Raw genomic sequence first — 18,151 nt, forward strand, 5'->3', positions numbered from 1 at the left:
CTAATCGCTACCGTCGTCACTGGCTGGGCCAACAGGATGATAGCCGGTGAACTCGGCCACGATCGCCCGCAAGGCTTGATGATCCAGCGGCTTGCTGAGATAGCCCTGCATCCCGGCGGCTAAACAGCGCTGGCGATCGTGCTCCATGGCCAGGGCCGTGGCCGCCACCACGGGTAAATCCTGCCAACGTTCATCACTGCGGATTTGCTGCAAGACCGCCAGCCCGTCCATATCCGGTAGTTGGATATCCAGCAATACCAAATCCACCGGGTGACTGTCTAGCCAGTCGATCGCCCGCCAACCGTCTGGGGCGATCGCCACGCCACAACCCCAACTGCTCAACAGGTCTTGCAGCAACTTGGCATTGGTCGAATCGTCTTCAACAACCAAAATTTGCGGTGGCCGGGCCTGTTCCGCCGCCATCACGCGCGCCGCCGATGCGCCGGGTTGAATGGCCGGTGCGGGCGATCGACCGGGAGGCACAAAGGTTAAGGGCAACCGAATCATGAAGGTGCTGCCTTGGCCCAGCTTGGATTCAAAGTCCACGGAGCCGCCGTGCAATTCCGCTAACTGTCGGGTGAGGGACAGGCCCAACCCCGTGCCCTGGTGCCGACGGGAGAGGGAATTATCCAGTTGATGAAAGGGCTGGAACATGACGGCGCGGGCTTCTTCGGGAATTCCGATCCCGTGATCCCACACGCAAAAATGCACGTAGCCGCCTCGCTCGATCGCCTCAAGGCCAATTTCGCCTCCCTCATGGGAAAACTTGACCGCATTACTGAGCAGGTTCAACAGCATTTGGCGCACACGCACCTCGTCGGCCATCAGGGGTTGTAAGCGCTTGGGAATTCGTTTGCGAATCCGAATATCCCGATCGGCCGCCTGTTGACTGACCAGGGCCAACGCCGAATCGCAGAGGGTGGGCACATCGATCGCCTCGATCGCTAGCTCAATTTGGCCCGCCTCAATTTTGGACAGATCCAACACGTCATTAATCAAACTGAGCAGGTGATCACCACTCTTGCGAATTTGCTCGATATAAACCATCTGTTTTTCGTTCAGGGGCCCATAGAGTTGCTGCTTCAGCAGGGAAGAAAAGCCCAAAATAGCCGTCAGCGGTGTGCGCAACTCATGGGACATGTTGGCCAAAAAGGCGGATTTCAATTGGCTGGCCCGCTCCAACTCCAAGTTTTTGGCCGCCAACTCCGCTTGGGTTTGTTTTTGATCACTGATGTCGCGGGTAACGATCGAAAAGGCCACGGGACGGCCCTGCTCGTCGGGCACGGGCCCCACCGAGACCAACGCAGGGAACCGATCGCCCCCTTGGCGCTGGCAAATGACTTCCCCGCTCCAACCGCCGTCGATCGCCTGTTGCACCAGCCAATGCACTTGTTTTGTGCCCGCTTCTGGATAAAAAGCTGCTGCATTTTGGGGGCGGTTGGGCCCCGTGATCCAACCAAAAACCCGATCGGTCGCTGGGTTCGCATAGATTAAGCCCCCCTGCAAGTCCGCGATCGCGGTGCTGTCGTGGGTTGATTCCAGGGCCCGCACAAACATCTGCACCTGCTGTTCTGCCTGCTTGCGATCGGTGATGTCCCGCGCAATGCCCAAGCCACCAATCAACTCTCCCCCCGCATAGAGCAAACGCCCATTCACCTGCATGTGAATTTCTCGACCGGCGCGATCGAGCAGCGCAAACTCAAAATCCATCAGTTCGCCCGTGTGCAACAGGTTGGCAAAGGCCTGGCCCGTGGGTTCCTGAAAAGCCGGAGCCACAAAGTCCATGTAGGGGCGGCCGCGCCATTCGCCCGGTTCAATCCCCAACAGCCGCTCTCCGTAGGGATTAATAAACACCAGTCGCCCCAGCAGATCCACCGCATACACCATGTCATTGGCGGTTTCCACATAGGCCCGAAACAGCCCCTCGGAGTTAAAGGGATCCACTTCTGTGGGTTCCTGCGTCCGATCCAGGTTGATGCCGTAGGGCTTGGGCGGCGGCCCGGCGGTTGGGCGATCGCGCCATTGGGCCAGTTGTTGTTCCAGCTCATGCACGCGCTGCTGGAGGCGGGCGTTTTCGGCTTCGAGGGTCATGGAGAGACGGGGAAGAAACAAACAACGGGGCAATCATCGATCAGAGTCGCTACGATCTAAGCTAATACAGGCTTCGATCGACCCCTAATCGGCTACTGAATCGCTTCACGATCGCCCGCCGTTGATCCGCCCAATTTCCAAACCCCCATCCCCGATCGCCCGCTTGGCCGGTGGCGACGGCGCATGGGAGTTTGTTCGGCCCTTTGTCCTGAGACTTGACCATGGCTCCCGCCCCGATCGCCCTGAACACCGCCGCCCAAACCGATTCGCAGATTTTGCAGTCCCGCCCCGATCGTCAGCCCCTGCCGCCGCTGTTGGGCGGCTCCCTCACGGAACTGACCCAATGGGTGAAAGACCAGGGCCAGCCCGCTTACCGCGCCAAGCAGTTGCACCAATGGATCTACGAACGCGGGGCCCGATCGCTGATGGATATCACCGTCTTCCCCAAAAACTGGCGAGAAGCGGCCGCCGACATCCCGATCGGTCGATCGGAGCTGCACCACCGCTCCGAAAGCCATGACGGAACCGTGAAATTCCTGCTGAAAATGACCGACGGGCAAATCGTGGAAACCGTGGGCATTCCCACCCGCGATCGGCTGACGGTTTGCGTCTCATCCCAAGTGGGCTGCGCCATGGCTTGCGATTTTTGCGCCACGGGCAAGGGCGGCTTTGTGCGGAACCTGTCGCGATCGGAAATTTTGGATCAAGTGCTGACCGTCCAAGAAGACTTCGATCGCCGGGTCAGCAATGTGGTGTTCATGGGCATGGGTGAACCGCTGCATAACCCCGCCGCTGTGCTGAGTGCAACGCGATCGCTCAACCAAGACATCGGCATCGGCAAGCGCTACATCACCATTTCCACCGTGGGCATTCCCGGCCGAATTCGGCAGCTCGCCAACGAACGGCTGCAAGCCACCTTGGCCGTCAGCCTCCACGCGCCCAACCAGGAAATTCGTGAATCGATCGTCCCCAGTGCCGCCCAATACCCGATTGAAGAGCTGATCGAAGACTGCCGCGACTATGCCGCCGAAACCAGCCGCCGCGTCACTTTTGAATACATCCTGTTGGCAGGGGTCAACGACAGCCGCGACTGTGCCGCCGAGCTAGCGGAGTTGTTGCGCGGGTTCCAAGCCCACGTCAACCTAATTCCCTACAACCCGATCGCGGAGGTGGACTACCAGCGCTCCGACCCGATGCGCGTGCGGGACTTCATGCAAACCCTGGACGATCGCCGCGTCGCCGTCAGTGTTCGCCGCACCCGGGGCCTGGAGTCGGACGCAGCCTGTGGCCAACTCCGCGCCAACCTGGGCAAAACCACCGGCAAAATCGGCCGCTTTGGGGGCGATCGTCGCCGCTAGGTTCCCACGAAATGTGAATTGCTGACTACCATGAAACTAGTCATTGTGAATTCACATCATGTCAAACCAAAACTGGGGAAAGGAAACGATCACCCGTGGTCTAGAACTTCTGCGCCAGGGATTGTTTCCTTTCATTCAAGAAGCCATGCAGGCAGGGTATGGTGATGATTGGGCCAAAAATTCTCTACAGTCTTTGCCTAAGCAGCGAACAGCCCAACCAATTCTAAAAAACTATTCTCCTATCAAAATCATCAGTGAAGATGTAGCTAATTTACTAACAATTCTAGATAAAAATTACACCAAGGTCTTTAAAGACCGATTAAGCAAAAGCGACAAAGTTCTAGTGAATGAACTTCAGGAAATTCGTAACCAGTGGGCCCATGAATCGGAATTTCCCACGGCAGATGTTTATCGATCGCTCGATAGCATTCGTCGGTTACTACAGGCCATCGGCTCGCCTCTATTGGAAGAGGTAGTAACCCAGCAAAATGAAGCATTGCTAGCCTTGAGTCATCAAAACCAAGCGCAGCAATGGGGACGAAACCCTAACACGCAAGCAGACCGACAGTTTCAAGAGCAGTGCGATCGCCTCATTTCTCAAATTCCGTTCCAGAATCGCAGCCTCCTGAACCAGGCTTTGACCCATAGGTCTTATAAGAATGAACACCCAAGCAGTGGTGATGACAATGAACGGCTGGAGTTTTTAGGCGATTCCGTTTTGGGGTTGGTGGTGGCTGAGTATATCCACAATAAACACCCATACCTCACTGAAGGGGAACTAACTCAGATCAAGTCTCGAATTGTAGAGAATACACAACTTGAGTTCTTTGCCAGTCAGCTTAATTTGAGTGATTGTCTGAGGCTGGGAAATGGGCTTAAGCGTGATCAGAAGATCAGTCAAAAGAACTCGGTTCTTGCTAATGCCTTTGAAGCATTAATCGGAGCCTACTATCTTGATTCTGGTTTGGCAGCAGTTCAGGCATTCTTCTGGCCAAAGCTTGATCAAGTGATCGATAAACTGGGTTACGAAGGCGCAACAGCCCGACATCCTAAAAATGCTCTTCAGGAATTTCTACAACAGCCAGGAAATTCAGCAATATTCGGTTCGGTTGATGAGTTAGTCTATTGTCGATCTCCACAAGGCCCACCCTGGACAGTGCTCGTCCAAATTGCTCATTTCCCCTACGGTCAAGGCATTGGTGACACGATCAAAGCGGCAGAAACCCAAGCGGCGATCGCAACTTTAGCTATGCTGAAAGCGGAAGGGGTTGAGGTCGATCGCCCGTGATTGCCATCGTTCCAAATACTGAGCCGATCGCCCATTGGCAGCCCACAAGCTGGGAAACTTACCTGGCCACGATCGCCCTGGCCGAGCAAGAATCCAGTCGATCGCCCAAAGGCTATTACTACCAAGGCAGGATGTTATTGGAGATGGCAGCGATCGGGAATCCCCACGCTCGGGATCACTACATTCTGTTGGCAGCGATTGCCCTCTACAGCAGCCTGCTGGGTCTGGATTTGGATGGCCACGACAATTGCACCTATCGCCGATCGGGCGAATTGGAAGTGCAGCCCGATGCCTCGTTTCATGTGGGCGATCGGGCTAATTTAATTCCTTGGGATGAAACAATTGTCGATTTAGATCGCTATCCCGCTCCAGATTTGGCGATCGAAGTGGCCTACAGCTCCTTGGGGGATGATTTGGGCGAAAAACGGCTGATTTATGAAGAAATCGGCGTTCAAGAATATTGGGTGGTGGACGTGCAAAACGTGCGGCTGTTGGCCTTCAGCATGATCGGAAAGGGAAGTGAACGCATTACCCGATCGCGCGTGTTGCCCGGTTTGGATTTGACGCTGTTGCAAGAGGCTTTTCATCGCAGCCGCACCACCAATCACGGCCAAGTCACCCGCTGGTTACTGCAAGAATTTCAACAGGCGATCGCGGCAAATTCCACCAACCCCACCAGCCTCGATCCCCAGTAGGGGCAATGTACCAGACCGGGCAAGGTGCTAAGGTATTTCGGCAGCTTGGTGGGAAATGGCGGTGAAATTCCGCGACTGTGCCGCAGCCGTGATTGGTGGGGCTGTGCCAACAAATATGCTTAGCCAGCCCTGAGCAAACCATGAGTCGGAATGCCTCCAATCTGCTGGGGCGATCGCGCTGCTTCCCTGTCCTGTGCGAGTGGCATTCGATCGGCTGTGAGCCATTAAAAACGCGGAAACTGATCGCCCCGTCAGTTCAAATCACCCATTCCCTTAGACCCTCGGCGATGCACCGGGGCGCGAACTGAAATCCATGCTGAATGTGTCTGTTAAGTCCGCTGAGTCCGTTGAAGCGATCGCCCCGTCTACCCCTGACAAGTTTCCGCTGCTGTTGATTGGTCACGGCACGCGCGACGACGATGGCCGCCGCACCTTCATGGAGTTTGTGGAAGCCTTTGCGGCCTATGACACCTCGCGGCCCGTCGTTCCTTGTTTTTTGGAGTTGACGGAACCGTCGATTCAAGAAGGGGTCGATCGAATGGTGGCCATGGGCTACCAGGAAATGACCGCTCTGCCGGTGTTGCTGTTTGCGGCGCGGCACAACAAGTTTGATGTGACCAATGAACTCGATCGCGCCCGGGCCCGCCATCCGGAGCTGAAGTTCCACTATGGTCGCCATTTTGGTGTGGCCGATCGCCTGGTGGAATTGTGGCGATCGCGCTTGGATGAACTCGATCGGCAAAGTGAAATCCCCCGCGATGAATCAGTGTTGCTGTTCGTGGGTCGTGGCGCTTCGGATCCCGATGCCAATGGCGATGCTTATAAGTTGGCGCGGGTGCTCTGGGAAGGCAGCGGCTTCAAGGGATTGGAGCTGTGTTTTAGTGGCATCACCCATCCGCGTTTGGATGCGGGTTGGGAACGGGCTTGGACTTGGAACCCCAAACGGGTGGTGGTGTTGCCGCACTTCCTGTTCACGGGGGCACTGATGAAGCGGATTCACGGCTATTCCGACCAAGCGCGGCTCGATCGCCCCGATGTGCAAATCCAATCCCTGCCGGAAATTGGCTTAGATCCCGTCTTGTTTGAGTTGGTGAAGGAGCGGGAACAGGAGGCGATCGCTGGTCAGGTGGCCATGAACTGCGAGCTATGCAAGTTCCGCCGGGCCGTCAGCCGCAATCTGTTGGGCTTGGGTCAGGATGATGGCGAGGCGATCGCCCCGGACGCGATGGCGAGCGGACATCATCACCACGATCACGGCCATAGTCACGATCACGGGCATCATGCCCACAGCCATGGGCATAGTCATGATCACGGCCACAGCCATGGGCATAGCCACGGCCATGATCATAGTCATGGGCATGGACACAGCCACGACGCACCCGACCCCTACGCCACCCAAAACGACTATCACGAAAAGGCTTGGCGGGTTCCCTAGGATTGGGTTCACGGATTTTGGATACGGCAAAGGGGCGATCGAACTAGTCGATCGCCCCTTTTAAACACCTTAAATACAGCGTTTCTAGGCAAAAGGTTTAGAAAAACCCAAAGGCTTAAAAACCAAATGCCAAACGGAGATCTAGGCTTCTTTGTTGATGAATGGCAGCAGGGCTAGGATGCGGGCGCGCTTGATGGCTACAGCCAAATCGCGTTGTTGCTTGGCCGTCAGACCGGTTACACGACGGGGCAGGATTTTGCCGCGCTCGGTGATGAAGCGACGCAGCAGGTCAACGTCTTTGTAGTCGATCGGCTCTTCGGGTTTGAGGGGAGAAACGCGACGACGATAGTAAGCCATGGTGATTCGCTAAGGATTCAGGGGTGATTCAGGAAAAGCGGGCGGCTCGGCTTGGAAACAGCCGATCGCACCGAGTTCGTATAACGAGACTGCACAATCCGCGACCGGGGCGATCGAGCGCTCCGGGCAAGGACTGGGTTATGGGCGAAAAATTACTTAATTTCGCGGTGCACTGTGTGCTTGTTGCAGTGGGGGCAGAACTTTTTCAGTTCCAAACGCGCGGTGGTGTTGCGGCGGTTCTTTTGGGTGGTGTAGCGCGACACGCCGGGCGAGCGCTTGTCGGTGTTGGTGCGGCACTCGGTGCACTCCAGGGTGATCACGAGCCGTACGTCTTTACCTTTAGCCACGGTGGGAAACTCCTAATGGTTCGATCGGTGCAAAGGGTTTGCGATTGGACGATCGTGCGCCGCCGCATTGGCACTGGGCAAAACAGGCGGGGGGCGATCGCCGATCGAGCAGAACTGCTGATTTTGTCCGCAAACGGATTCGGGCAGTTTTGCAGCACTCTATCTTCGCATAAAACGCTCAGTTCGATCGCGCAGGAGACGATACCACCGTTGCACCTTCAAATCTAGGGAAAACCCCCGAGAAGTTTGCACCACAATCGACCCAATCAGGCGATCGTGAAAGGACTGTTGTTGGCGGCTTTCATCCGTAGCCGTCACAATGCCATCGACAATTGCCGGAGCCAAACAAAGCAGCGCCACCGGGTTCACCTGTGACAACAGGGACAATCCCTGCAAGGCCAGCCAAGCTTCAATGCCCACGATGCCCTCCCGTTGGGTCAGCTCCACCATCGTTGGCAGGCGGCGGGTGCGGGGGTTCACCAGTTTGATATCCATGGCCAATCGCCCAATGCTTTGGCCGCGATTATTGGCTACCATCACCACCCGCACCAGGAGCCACAGGATCACAAAAACCGGCAGTTCAAACCCGGCTCCCAACAGGCTGCTGAACAGTCCCGCAATGACCGCATCGATCGCCGTGGCCACACCACGCCGCCACAGGGGCACACGGGGAAGGTAAGGAGCAGGTTCAAGGCGATCGCGCATGGCAGGTGAGCCTAAACAATGAGGAGGAGGGGGAGATCTAATTCAGAATCAACGCATCAGAATCAGCGCAGTGGTCTGCTGCGATTCTCCCCAAATAATGCCATTAATGCCATGGCTCGAAATGCCATAGCTGGGATTGTCATGGCTCGGAATCCCAAGGCTCAGGCTCTTGGGGTTAGGGGTCGCTCGATCGCGTCGCGATCGCCAATTGCAGGTTGGGGATTTGGCGCAACCGATCCATCACTTCCACCACTCGCCCGTGGCTCACGGCTCGATCGGCCTCAATGGCCACGGTGCGCAAGGGCTGCTCTGGGGTGCGAGGCCCCAACTTTGCCTGCACCAGGGTGGGTAATTGTTCGATCGGGATCGGCTGTCGATCGACTGCCAAATTTCCCGCCGCATCCACCGTCACCACTGGCATTGACTGGGTTTGGGCTTGGCCTGTGGCGGCGCTGGGCAAGTTCACCGGCAAACCCCGCGATCGGGTCAAGAAAGCCGTAGCCACCACAAAAAACGCCAGAATTGCAAAAATCACGTCCACCATGGGCGTGACGTTAATTTGGAGGGGCGGATCATCATCCGAATCTAGAAAATTCATCATCTGTGCCCCAATTTCAATAACTGCAACGAAATTTAGTCCCGATCTGTTCGCCCATGCTGGCAGTGCCCATGCTGGCAGCGCCCACGCTTGCAACGGTTAAATCAGTTGAAATTAATGATTGCACTGCGTTGATTTTAGCGACTCCCCCTCCTTAGATTCGGTTGTAGGCGCATCGATCGCCGACCAAGGGCGATCGCTTGTCAAATTCTTCCCTTGTCAAATCATTTCTTGTAAGTCATAATCATTATGAGTTTAGGCAAGATTCCATCTCACCCATAAGGAAGTCACCACCATGCTCGATCGTGTCCCCGATGTTGTGTTCAAAACCCGCGTCCGCGATGAGTCCGTGCCGGGCCCTAACCCCTTCCGTTGGCAAGATCTCAGCACCCAAGACCTCTTCGGTGGCAAGCGCGTTGTGTTGTTTTCGCTGCCGGGTGCTTTCACGCCCACCTGTTCCACCAGCCATCTGCCGCGCTACGAAGAACTCTATGAAGAAATTAAGAGCCTAGGCGTGGATGCGGTGGTTTGTTTGTCGGTGAATGATGCCTTTGTGATGTTTCAATGGGGCAAACAACAAAACGCCCAGAATGTCTTCTTGCTGCCCGATGGCAATGGGGAATTTACTCGCAAGATGGGCATGTTGGTAGACAAGTCCAATCTGGGTTTTGGGATGCGTTCCTGGCGCTATTCCATGGTGGTCAATGACGGCGCGATCGAAAAGATGTTCATTGAACCTGGCTATGGAGACAATGCTCCCAGCGATCCTTTTGAAGTTTCTGATGCTGATACGATGCTGGCTTACTTGAAGTCGGTGCAGTCATAAAAACTGCTCGATCGACTCAATTGATCGATTCGACTGATTGGATTAACTGGATCGATTTAATCGGCTTGGTCGATCGAGCGGCTTAGCTCAATTAACCCATGTCATCGAGGAGGGGCAAGTTAAAAGACGGGCCCCTCTTTTTGCTGTCGTTCTTGCTGCTGTTTTTGCTGTCGTTTTTTCTGTTAGCTCGGGATGGTTATGGCAATTGGATAGGCATCTTTGGGTTAATTCCAGAACTCATCCCAAGGGTGGGTAGCCATCTTGGCGACCCATTAACGACGCACGCGAGCGGTGAACCCTGCTGCCTTAAATTGCTTGAGCTGGAGTGGCTCCGGTTGGCTGACGGGCACAGAAATCCGAAACTCAAATTCGCTCACGCCGGGCGGAATTTGCTCGATCGCGCCCAAACGAGTGCGATTTTCCATAATGGAATTATCCGTCGCGTCATAGATTCGCCCAAAGATATCCGCATCAAACACCGTTTTTCCCGTGGTGTTGTTTGCCTTGCCATAGACGATGAAGCATTTGGCCGGCAGCGTTGCGCCACCAGAGGTGACGGCCCCAGCGGCCACTTCAGCCGGACATTCCCGATAGTTCAAATCCGACAGCTTGATATTGGTGAGGGCTTGGGCCGCACCAGTGGGAACCATCAGCCACATCAACAAGCCCAACAGGCCGATCGCCCCGCATTGTCCCAGCCGTTTGCTCAGTTGCTGCCCGATCGCCCGCAATAAACCTGAAATTTGCATGATTTTGATCGTTCGGAGGAGATTACCAAAACCCTGACGCGAAGACCGACGGATCCCCGCGACCGGTGAGCAAAGTTGCCTCTTCTCATTAAAAGCGAGATGGATAGGAGCGAGGTCGGAACAGGATAAAGAAAAGCGGGATAGGTTTAGCCCTAACCCGCCTTGGATGAGTCAATCCAATCGTTGATCTGAATAATCAAGATCATCAACAAATAGATATTGAGATCGAGAAACTATGAAAATTGGTTGGCGGTCTAAACCGTGCCACCAGCCGCCTGCACCCGAGCACGGGCGCGTTTGAGGGCTTGGGTTGCCTTAATTTTCTCTTGAGGACTGTTAGCGGCAGCTACCCGAGCTTCTGCGTCGGTATATTCTGCTTGGGCGGCGGAACGGTCGATCGAGTCACCCCGTTCGGCTCCATTCACCAGCACCGTCACTTCGTTATCTTCGATTTCAGCAAAGCCACCCATCAGGGCGATCGGCAACCAATCCTTGCTGACCCGAACACGCATCACTCCCGTGCCCAACGCCGTCAGCAGCGGCGCGTGGCCGGGTAGGATGCCTAACTGTCCTGTGGTACTCGGCAGGATCACTTCCTCTGCCTGGTTATCCCAAACGGTCTTGTCTGGGGAAATAACACGAACTGTTAAGCTCATAACCTCTTGGCTCGATCGAGCGGAATTGCAACACCGTGAACAAACAACACCAGCGGCAGCGGAGACCGGTTAGCCCAGCCCCCGCATTCCGCAACGCGATTTAAAAACTAGCTATTCAGCAGCTTTTCGCCCTTGGCGATCGCTTCATCGATGTCGCCAACCATATAGAAGGCTTGCTCAGGATACTTATCCAGCTCACCCGACAGGATCAGCTTGAAGCCCTTGATCGTGTCTTCCAGGGTCACGTACTTACCAGGCGAGCCGGTAAACACTTCCGCCACAAAGAACGGCTGCGACAGGAAACGCTCCAGCTTCCGGGCGCGGGCCACCGTCAAGCGGTCTTCTTCAGACAATTCATCCAGACCCAAAATGGCGATGATGTCTTGCAGTTCCTTGTAGCGTTGCAGGGTAGCTTGCACTGCCCGAGCCGTGTCGTAGTGATCGCGACCCACAATCGCCGGTTGCAGCATCGTCGAGGTCGAACCCAACGGATCCACAGCCGGGTAGATTCCCTTAGCGGCCAAGCCCCGGGACAATACGGTAGTACCGTCCAAGTGAGCAAAGGTGGTTGCCGGAGCGGGGTCGGTCAAGTCATCTGCGGGCACGTAGACAGCTTGAATCGAGGTGATCGAGCCTTCGGTGGTCGAGGTAATCCGCTCTTGCAGGTCACCCACATCCGTACCCAGGGTGGGCTGGTAACCCACGGCGGAGGGCATCCGACCCAGCAGCGCCGACACTTCCGAACCAGCTTGCACAAAGCGGAAGATGTTGTCCACAAACAACAGCACGTCTTGCTTGTTGGTGTCGCGGAAGTATTCAGCCATGGTCAGACCCGACAGACCAACACGCATCCGTGCTCCCGGCGGCTCGTTCATTTGGCCGTAAACCAGCGCAATCTTGGACTCCTTCAGGTTCTCCTCGTTGATTACGCCCGACTCCTTCATTTCGTTGTAGAGGTCGTTCCCTTCGCGGGTTCGTTCGCCCACACCGGCAAACACCGACACCCCACCGTGCTGGGTGGCAATGTTGTTGATCAATTCCATCATGATCACGGTCTTGCCCACGCCAGCGCCGCCGAACAGACCGATTTTGCCGCCGCGACGGTAGGGGGTCAGCAGGTCAACGACCTTGATCCCGGTTTCGAACACGGAGGGCTTGGTTTCCAGTTCGGTCAGCTTGGGGGCTGCCCGGTGGATGGGAGAAAATTCAGTGGCTTCGACGGGCCCTTGGTTATCAACGGGTTCGCCCAAAACGTTGAAAATGCGGCCGAGCGTGGCTTTACCCACGGGAACGCTGATCGGTGCACCGGTGTCTTGGACTTCCATGCCGCGCACGAGACCATCGGTGCTGCTCATTGCCACAGCACGGACTTGTTGGTCGCCGAGCAACTGTTGCACTTCGCAGGTCACAGAAACTTCTTGACCGGCGCGGTTCGTTCCCTGGACTTTGAGGGCGTTGTAAATGCGGGGCAATTTACCGCCGGGGAACTTCACGTCGATCACGGGGCCGATGACTTGCGTGATGTAGCCGACGTTGGTTTTTTCAGTGGTGGTGACCATGCTCGAGCCTGTGAGTTTATCGCTTCAATGATCTGGGTTGGCTTGCTCGCAAATCCAGTGATCGCGCTGTCGTGGTGGGAGGCACCGGGCGATCGCTGATTGGGGTGCGAGCGGTTTTTCAAACTCGGTGTTAACGGGGCGAACCGCACTGAAGGTACGCCAGCGCGCCTTCATCGGTATTTTTGCCAAGTATCAGATTATCACCGATGCGCCACAGGTCACTGTGAATCCCTGGGGGGCGATCGAATCCCAAGGTTGGGGATCGAGGAACTGGGAAATAATTGGGCGATCGGGACGCTCTGGTTTTGCGAATTGGCGATTCCTGGGAGGCGCAACAGGGTGATGCTGCTGGGGGATGAATCTGGGGCGATCGAGCGGGTGCTGACTGGTTTGGAGGGGGTTAGTGCTGAGCAGGGAAACTGTTTTCGCCTCAAAATTCCTCGCCTATACTCGAAACAGAGGAATGATCAGGGGGTTCAGCGGCAAAGGGAGCTGAACTGCATCAACCGAAATGTTGGGATGTGGATCGATCGGCTGGGAGGTTCCTGAAAGCTCCAGTGGGTCATCAACGGGCGATTAACCTGGCGATCGACTCAATGACCAGTGATGGGCTTCGATTGGCTCCGTGATCAACGCCCAGCGATCAGCACTAAATCAACATCATCCAGATCAACACCATTTGAGCTTGGGTACTTTACCTAGTAAGGGCCGACTCCCCGAATGGCTCACGAGCTAAAGATTTGCAAACGCGCAAGGACAGTCGGTCAGAAATGACCCATAACTGAACACCCACACTCAACGAGGACAGTACGGTGGCTGCAACAAAAACTCAAACTCCCGAGACCGAGAACGGTGTTGCTCCGAAAAACGGACTCAGCACGAACCAAACCGAAGCACGGCCCTGGGGATCTTTTACGGTGTTGGAAGAGGGACGCGGCTACAAAATCAAGCGCATTGAGGTGGGGCCCGGCCATCGCTTGAGCTTGCAGATGCATCACCATCGCAGCGAGCATTGGATCGTTGTCTCAGGCACGGCGCGTGTGGTTTGTGGCGATAACGAAATCATGCTCACGCCCAATCAATCCACCTACGTTCCCCAATGCACTGCCCACCGGCTGGAGAACCCCGGCACTATTCCCCTGGTGTTGATTGAAGTGCAGAATGGGGAGTATTTGGGCGAAGACGATATCGTTCGTTTTCAGGATGACTACGCCCGCACCCCTGCTGCTAAGTAGGGTAATTGCTTCGATTTAATTTTGATTTGTTTTGCTTGATTGGTCTTGATTTGGCTTGCCCTGATTTTGCATTGAGTCTGTTTGCCTGGGTTTGCCTAAGATCGTGAACGCTGTTGCTATGGCAAAGGTTTCAGGGGTGGCTCTTGGCGTTTGGCGAGCCAAATCACACTTCGTTGACCGCATTTTTTAAACCATTTCTCAAAAATTCTGTTGATTATCCATGTTGGTTCTGTCTGCTGCGGCCCAAGCTGAAGTTCAACGTCTTGCTCAACAATGGGGACTGGAGCAAGGCTGGTTTCGGCTGGAGGTGCGATCGGGAGGATGTCGCTCCTTAACCTATGTCTTGCAGTTCCACCCACCGAGCCAGACGATCGGCCCTGATGAACAGGCTCTGGAAGGAGATGGTTGGCGGGCGATCGTGCGCGATCATGATTTGCCCTACCTGCGGGGCTTGACGATCGACTATTCCGAAGATCTGGTGGGTGGTAATTTCCGGTTTCAAAATCCCAATGCTCGCAACAATTGCAGTTGTGGGCACTCCTTTGACCATGGCGAATCGTAGCCGATCGATGCGTTTGGTCAAGGGTTGAGGGCGATCGTCTCGAAACCATGACCACCGCAACGGCCAAGAAACGGCAAACCCTGGCGAAACGCCCACCTAGCGAAGCCATTCCCAGAAAGCTGTCAACCTAGCTACGCTTCATTGACAAAGGTAACAGCCCATCCGTATAGTTATAGACCGTGACATTTTATGACCCCATCGAATATCTAGAATCTGCCGGTGCAGTAAGCCCATGCCCACGATTCAGCAACTCATCCGATCTGAGCGCGCCAAAGCTAAGAGCAAAACCAAATCGCCAGCGCTCAAAAGCTGTCCTCAGCGCCGCGGCGTTTGCACGCGCGTGTACACCACCACACCCAAAAAGCCCAACTCTGCCCTGCGTAAGGTGGCACGTGTTCGCCTAACCTCCGGCTTTGAAGTGACAGCCTACATTCCGGGCATTGGGCACAATCTGCAAGAACACTCAGTGGTCATGATTCGCGGTGGTCGGGTAAAAGACCTGCCCGGCGTGCGCTACCACATCATTCGCGGAACCCTTGACACTGCCGGCGTTAAAGATCGTAAGCAAGGGCGATCCAAGTACGGTGCGAAGCGCCCGAAGCCCCAAAAATAATGGTGGTTCCGTAGTCCCGGGCCGGCACTGTTAACCGCAACTTCAACATGGTCAGTTCAACCACTGAAATTGCTCATGATGAAGTTGCCGGTGACTGCTCGGGTGCTTGGTACGCAAAGGAATTAGAAAATCGCGGTTAGCCATTTCAGGCTCCCGGCAAGCACCCATGCAGCCCCCTGACTGAGTGCTGACTGGGTGGCAGATATTCATGGACTTTGCGACACCAAAGTTTTAGTTTGCTTGTTCACGCTCTGATTGTGACCTAACGGCTACTGTTATATGTCTCGTCGCACAACTGTCAACAAACGCCCTGTTCCCCCTGACCCTGTTTACAACAGCCGCCTGGTCAGCATGACCGTTCGCCGGATCATGAAATCCGGTAAGAAGTCGGTTGCTTCCCGGATTGTTTACGATGCCTTCAAGCTGATCCAAGAGCGCACTGGCTCGGAACCGCTTGATGTTTTCGAGCGGGCCGTGAAGAACGCAACGCCCCTGGTGGAAGTGAAAGCCCGCCGGGTGGGTGGTGCGACTTACCAAGTGCCCATGGAAGTGCGGAGCGATCGGGGCATTGCCCTGGCCCTGCGCTGGTTGATCCAATTTGCTCGCCAACGCGGCGGCCGCAGCATGGTGAGCCGCTTTGCGAATGAAGTGATGGATGCGGCCAACGAAACGGGTAGCGCAATCCGGAAGCGCGAAGAAACGCACCGGATGGCGGAAGCGAACAAGGCCTTTGCTCACTATCGCTACTAGGTTTCGAGAGTTTCGAGCGTTTGTCACGACGATTCATCGGCTGACAAGTGGCTCAGTGCTTCAGTCCTCATGAGTTGGAAACTGAGACAAGCGCTTTGGTGGCAGCGGGGTTCGATCGCACTCTAAATAGCGATCAGCCCAATCTGTTCCCCCGGCGTTCTGTCTTTGTTTCGATTACTTAACAAGGATGTAACATGGTATCTGCGATAGGAGTCCCAGGAGGTTAAAGTGGCCAGATCGATTCCGCTCGAACGAGTGCGAAATATTGGAATTGCCGCCCACATTGATGCGGGCAAAACAACGACGACCGAGCGGATTCTGTATTACTCGGGCGTGGTTCACAAGATCGGTGAAGTTCACGAAGGAACTGCCGTCACGGACTGGATGGAGCAGGAGCGTGAGCGTGGGATCACGATCACCGCTGCGGCCATCAGTACGAGCTGGAACGATCACAAGATCAACATCATTGATACGCCTGGTCACGTGGACTTCACGATCGAGGTGGAGCGCTCCATGCGGGTGCTCGATGGTGTGATCGCGGTGTTCTGTTCGGTGGGTGGCGTGCAGCCCCAGTCGGAAACGGTGTGGCGGCAAGCTGACCGTTACAAAGTGCCCCGGATCGTGTTCGTGAACAAGATGGACCGGACGGGTGCGAACTTCTACAAGGTCTATGGTCAGGTGCGCGATCGCCTGAAGGCCAATGCTGTGCCGATTCAAATCCCGATCGGGGCTGAATCCGAGTTGCGCGGCATTGTTGACCTGGTGAAGATGCGTGCCTACCTCTACACCAACGATCTGGGCACCGACATCCAAGAAACCGATATTCCTGAAGATCTGGTTGACCTGGCTGATGAATATCGCCTGAAGTTGGTGGAAGCGGTTGCAGAAACCGACGATGTCTTGACCGAAAAGTATCTTGAAGGCGAAGAGCTGACCCAAGAGGAAATCAAGGGTGCGCTGCGCAAGGGCACGATCGACGGCACGATCGTCCCCATGCTCTGTGGTTCTGCCTTCAAGAACAAAGGGGTTCAACTGCTGCTCGATGCCGTGGTGGACTACCTGCCCGCCCCGATCGACGTGCCCCCGATTAAGGGTCTGCTGCCCGACGGTTCGGAAGTGACCCGTCCGGCCGACGACAACGCGCCCCCGGCAGCCCTGGCCTTCAAGATCATGGCTGACCCCTACGGTCGCTTGACCTTCATCCGGGTCTACTCCGGCGTGATCACCAAGGGTAGCTACGTCTACAACGCCACCAAGGGTAAGAAAGAGCGGATTTCGCGCTTGATCGTGCTCAAAGCTGACGAACGAATCGAAGTAGACGAAATGCGTGCTGGCGACCTCGGCGCAGCCCTGGGTCTGAAGGACACCATCACCGGCGACACGATTTGTAGCGAAAGCGATCCGGTCATTCTGGAATCCCTGTTCATTCCTGAGCCGGTGATCTCGGTGGCCGTTGAGCCGAAGACCAAGCAGGACATGGAAAAACTATCCAAGGCCCTGCAATCCCTCTCGGAAGAAGATCCGACCTTCCGCGTCAGCATTGACTCGGAAACCAATCAAACCGTGATCGCTGGGATGGGTGAGCTGCACCTCGAAATCCTAGTAGACCGGATGATGCGGGAATTCCGCGTGGAAGCCAACGTGGGTGCGCCTCAGGTGGCGTATCGCGAAACCATCGGCAAGGCTGCCAAAGCAGAAGGCAAGTTTGTCCGCCAGAGCGGTGGTAAGGGTCAATACGGCCACGTGGTGGTTGAGATTGAGCCGGGCGAACCGGGGACGGGCTTTGAGTTCGTCTCGAAGATCGTCGGTGGTGTGGTGCCGAAGGAATACATCGGCCCTGCGGAACAGGGGATGCGCGAAGCTTGCGAATCCGGTATCCTAGCAGGCTACCCACTGATCGATGTGAAGGTCACCATGGTCGATGGGTCTTACCACGATGTGGACTCGTCGGAAATGGCATTCAAAATTGCTGGCTCCATGGCTGTCCGCGAGGCGGTCATGAAAGCAGCACCCGTCCTCCTCGAACCTTTGATGAAGGTTGAGGTTGAAGCTCCTGAAGAGTTTCTCGGTGACGTGATGGGGAACCTTAACTCCCGTCGCGGTCAAATCGAAGGGATGGGTTCCGAGAGCGGAACGGCCAAGGTTGCTGCTAAAGTACCTCTGGCAGAAATGTTTGGTTATGCCACCGACATTCGCTCGATGACGCAAGGCCGCGGTATCTTCTCGATGGAGTTCAGCCAATACAGCGAAGTTCCTCGCAACGTCGCTGAGGCGATCATCGCGAAGAGTAAGGGGAACGCATAGCAAGGAAAAGGAACGCACAAGAC

The 18,151-nt window shown here is 55.6% G+C and carries 19 protein-coding genes and 1 riboswitch; of the genes, 10 read left to right on the plus strand and 9 right to left on the minus strand.

Features of this window, described 5'->3' with window-relative positions; translation table 11 throughout:
• Together H6G53_RS06440 and H6G53_RS06445 are read right to left on the minus strand one after the other, a co-directional pair.
• Complete coding sequence (locus H6G53_RS06440; RefSeq protein WP_190531550.1) at positions 1 to 2,091, minus strand: PAS domain S-box protein; 2,091 nt, start codon at positions 2,089 to 2,091, stop codon at positions 1 to 3.
• Between the two features lie 61 nt (positions 2,092 to 2,152).
• Positions 2,153 to 2,314, minus strand: coding sequence for a hypothetical protein (locus H6G53_RS06445; protein WP_190531552.1), 162 nt, complete (start codon positions 2,312 to 2,314; stop codon positions 2,153 to 2,155).
• Here H6G53_RS06445 and rlmN point away from each other — a divergent pair.
• The 4 genes from rlmN (at position 2,313) to H6G53_RS06465 (ending at position 6,867) form a co-directional block, all read left to right on the plus strand.
• Positions 2,313 to 3,449, plus strand: coding sequence for a 23S rRNA (adenine(2503)-C(2))-methyltransferase RlmN (gene rlmN / locus H6G53_RS06450; RefSeq protein WP_190531553.1), 1,137 nt, complete (start codon positions 2,313 to 2,315; stop codon positions 3,447 to 3,449). The two genes, H6G53_RS06445 and rlmN, sit on opposite strands and share 2 nt — an antisense overlap.
• Before the next feature lie 58 nt (positions 3,450 to 3,507).
• Positions 3,508 to 4,737, plus strand: coding sequence for a ribonuclease III (gene rnc / locus H6G53_RS06455; RefSeq protein ID WP_190531555.1), 1,230 nt, complete (start codon positions 3,508 to 3,510; stop codon positions 4,735 to 4,737).
• Positions 4,734 to 5,432: a Uma2 family endonuclease gene (locus tag H6G53_RS06460; RefSeq protein ID WP_234406846.1), complete on the plus strand. Its 699-nt coding sequence runs from the start codon at positions 4,734 to 4,736 to the stop codon at positions 5,430 to 5,432. Before rnc ends, H6G53_RS06460 begins: the two co-directional genes overlap by 4 nt.
• A gap of 4 nt (positions 5,433 to 5,436) precedes the next feature.
• Positions 5,437 to 5,609: riboswitch (cobalamin riboswitch) on the plus strand.
• A 136-nt stretch (positions 5,610 to 5,745) separates the two neighbouring features.
• A complete protein-coding gene (locus H6G53_RS06465) occupies positions 5,746 to 6,867 on the plus strand; it encodes a sirohydrochlorin chelatase (RefSeq protein WP_190531557.1) in 1,122 nt (373 codons plus the stop codon).
• Positions 6,868 to 7,008: 141 nt separating this feature from the next.
• Here the strand turns inward: H6G53_RS06465 and rpsR are convergent, their stop codons facing one another.
• The 4 genes from rpsR to H6G53_RS06485 all read right to left on the minus strand — a co-directional run bounded on the left by rpsR (position 7,009) and on the right by H6G53_RS06485 (position 8,874).
• Entirely contained in the window at positions 7,009 to 7,224 is a 216-nt protein-coding gene (rpsR, locus tag H6G53_RS06470) for a 30S ribosomal protein S18 (protein WP_099532992.1), read from the minus strand.
• Positions 7,225 to 7,376: 152 nt separating this feature from the next.
• Positions 7,377 to 7,571, minus strand: coding sequence for a 50S ribosomal protein L33 (rpmG, locus tag H6G53_RS06475; RefSeq protein WP_099532991.1), 195 nt, complete (start codon positions 7,569 to 7,571; stop codon positions 7,377 to 7,379).
• 159 nt (positions 7,572 to 7,730) lie between these two features.
• Positions 7,731 to 8,276 carry an RDD family protein gene (locus H6G53_RS06480; protein WP_099532990.1) on the minus strand — a complete coding sequence of 182 codons (546 nt, stop codon included), beginning with the start codon at positions 8,274 to 8,276 and terminating at the stop codon, positions 7,731 to 7,733.
• 175 nt (positions 8,277 to 8,451) lie between these two features.
• Positions 8,452 to 8,874 carry a biopolymer transporter ExbD gene (locus H6G53_RS06485; protein ID WP_190531558.1) on the minus strand — a complete coding sequence of 141 codons (423 nt, stop codon included), beginning with the start codon at positions 8,872 to 8,874 and terminating at the stop codon, positions 8,452 to 8,454.
• Positions 8,875 to 9,169: 295 nt separating this feature from the next.
• Here H6G53_RS06485 and H6G53_RS06490 point away from each other — a divergent pair, with 295 nt between their 5' ends.
• The gene (locus H6G53_RS06490; protein ID WP_099532988.1) at positions 9,170 to 9,700 is read left to right on the plus strand and encodes a peroxiredoxin; all 531 of its coding nucleotides are present in this window, start codon (positions 9,170 to 9,172) and stop codon (positions 9,698 to 9,700) included.
• 272 nt (positions 9,701 to 9,972) lie between these two features.
• On the opposite strand, the gene H6G53_RS06495 is transcribed toward H6G53_RS06490, so the two are convergent.
• From H6G53_RS06495 to atpD, 3 genes are all read right to left on the minus strand, one after another.
• Positions 9,973 to 10,359 (minus strand): hypothetical protein, encoded by a 387-nt coding sequence (locus H6G53_RS06495; protein WP_099533033.1) that lies wholly within the window; start codon positions 10,357 to 10,359, stop codon positions 9,973 to 9,975.
• A gap of 344 nt (positions 10,360 to 10,703) precedes the next feature.
• Positions 10,704 to 11,105, minus strand: a complete 402-nt coding sequence (gene atpC, locus H6G53_RS06500) for an ATP synthase F1 subunit epsilon (RefSeq protein WP_099532987.1) — start codon at positions 11,103 to 11,105, stop codon at positions 10,704 to 10,706.
• Between the two features lie 107 nt (positions 11,106 to 11,212).
• A complete protein-coding gene (gene atpD, locus H6G53_RS06505) occupies positions 11,213 to 12,664 on the minus strand; it encodes a F0F1 ATP synthase subunit beta (RefSeq protein WP_099532986.1) in 1,452 nt (483 codons plus the stop codon).
• Positions 12,665 to 13,476: 812 nt separating this feature from the next.
• On the opposite strand from atpD, the gene H6G53_RS06510 reads away from it, so the two are divergent.
• The 5 genes from H6G53_RS06510 to fusA all read left to right on the plus strand — a co-directional run bounded on the left by H6G53_RS06510 (position 13,477) and on the right by fusA (position 18,128).
• The gene (locus H6G53_RS06510) at positions 13,477 to 13,899 is read left to right on the plus strand and encodes a phosphomannose isomerase type II C-terminal cupin domain (protein ID WP_099532984.1); all 423 of its coding nucleotides are present in this window, start codon (positions 13,477 to 13,479) and stop codon (positions 13,897 to 13,899) included.
• 220 nt (positions 13,900 to 14,119) lie between these two features.
• Complete coding sequence (locus H6G53_RS06515; protein WP_190531560.1) at positions 14,120 to 14,461, plus strand: iron-sulfur cluster assembly accessory protein; 342 nt, start codon at positions 14,120 to 14,122, stop codon at positions 14,459 to 14,461.
• Between the two features lie 232 nt (positions 14,462 to 14,693).
• The gene (gene rpsL / locus H6G53_RS06520) at positions 14,694 to 15,074 is read left to right on the plus strand and encodes a 30S ribosomal protein S12 (protein WP_099532982.1); all 381 of its coding nucleotides are present in this window, start codon (positions 14,694 to 14,696) and stop codon (positions 15,072 to 15,074) included.
• A 279-nt stretch (positions 15,075 to 15,353) separates the two neighbouring features.
• On the plus strand, positions 15,354 to 15,824 hold the full coding sequence (gene rpsG, locus H6G53_RS06525; protein WP_099532981.1) for a 30S ribosomal protein S7: 471 nt from the start codon (positions 15,354 to 15,356) through the stop codon (positions 15,822 to 15,824).
• 228 nt (positions 15,825 to 16,052) lie between these two features.
• Complete coding sequence (fusA, locus tag H6G53_RS06530; protein WP_099532980.1) at positions 16,053 to 18,128, plus strand: elongation factor G; 2,076 nt, start codon at positions 16,053 to 16,055, stop codon at positions 18,126 to 18,128.
• Positions 18,129 to 18,151 lie beyond the last annotated feature (23 nt).

The sequence above is a fragment of the Limnothrix sp. FACHB-406 genome, from assembly GCF_014698235.1.
GTDB lineage: Bacteria > Cyanobacteriota > Cyanobacteriia > CACIAM-69d > CACIAM-69d > CACIAM-69d.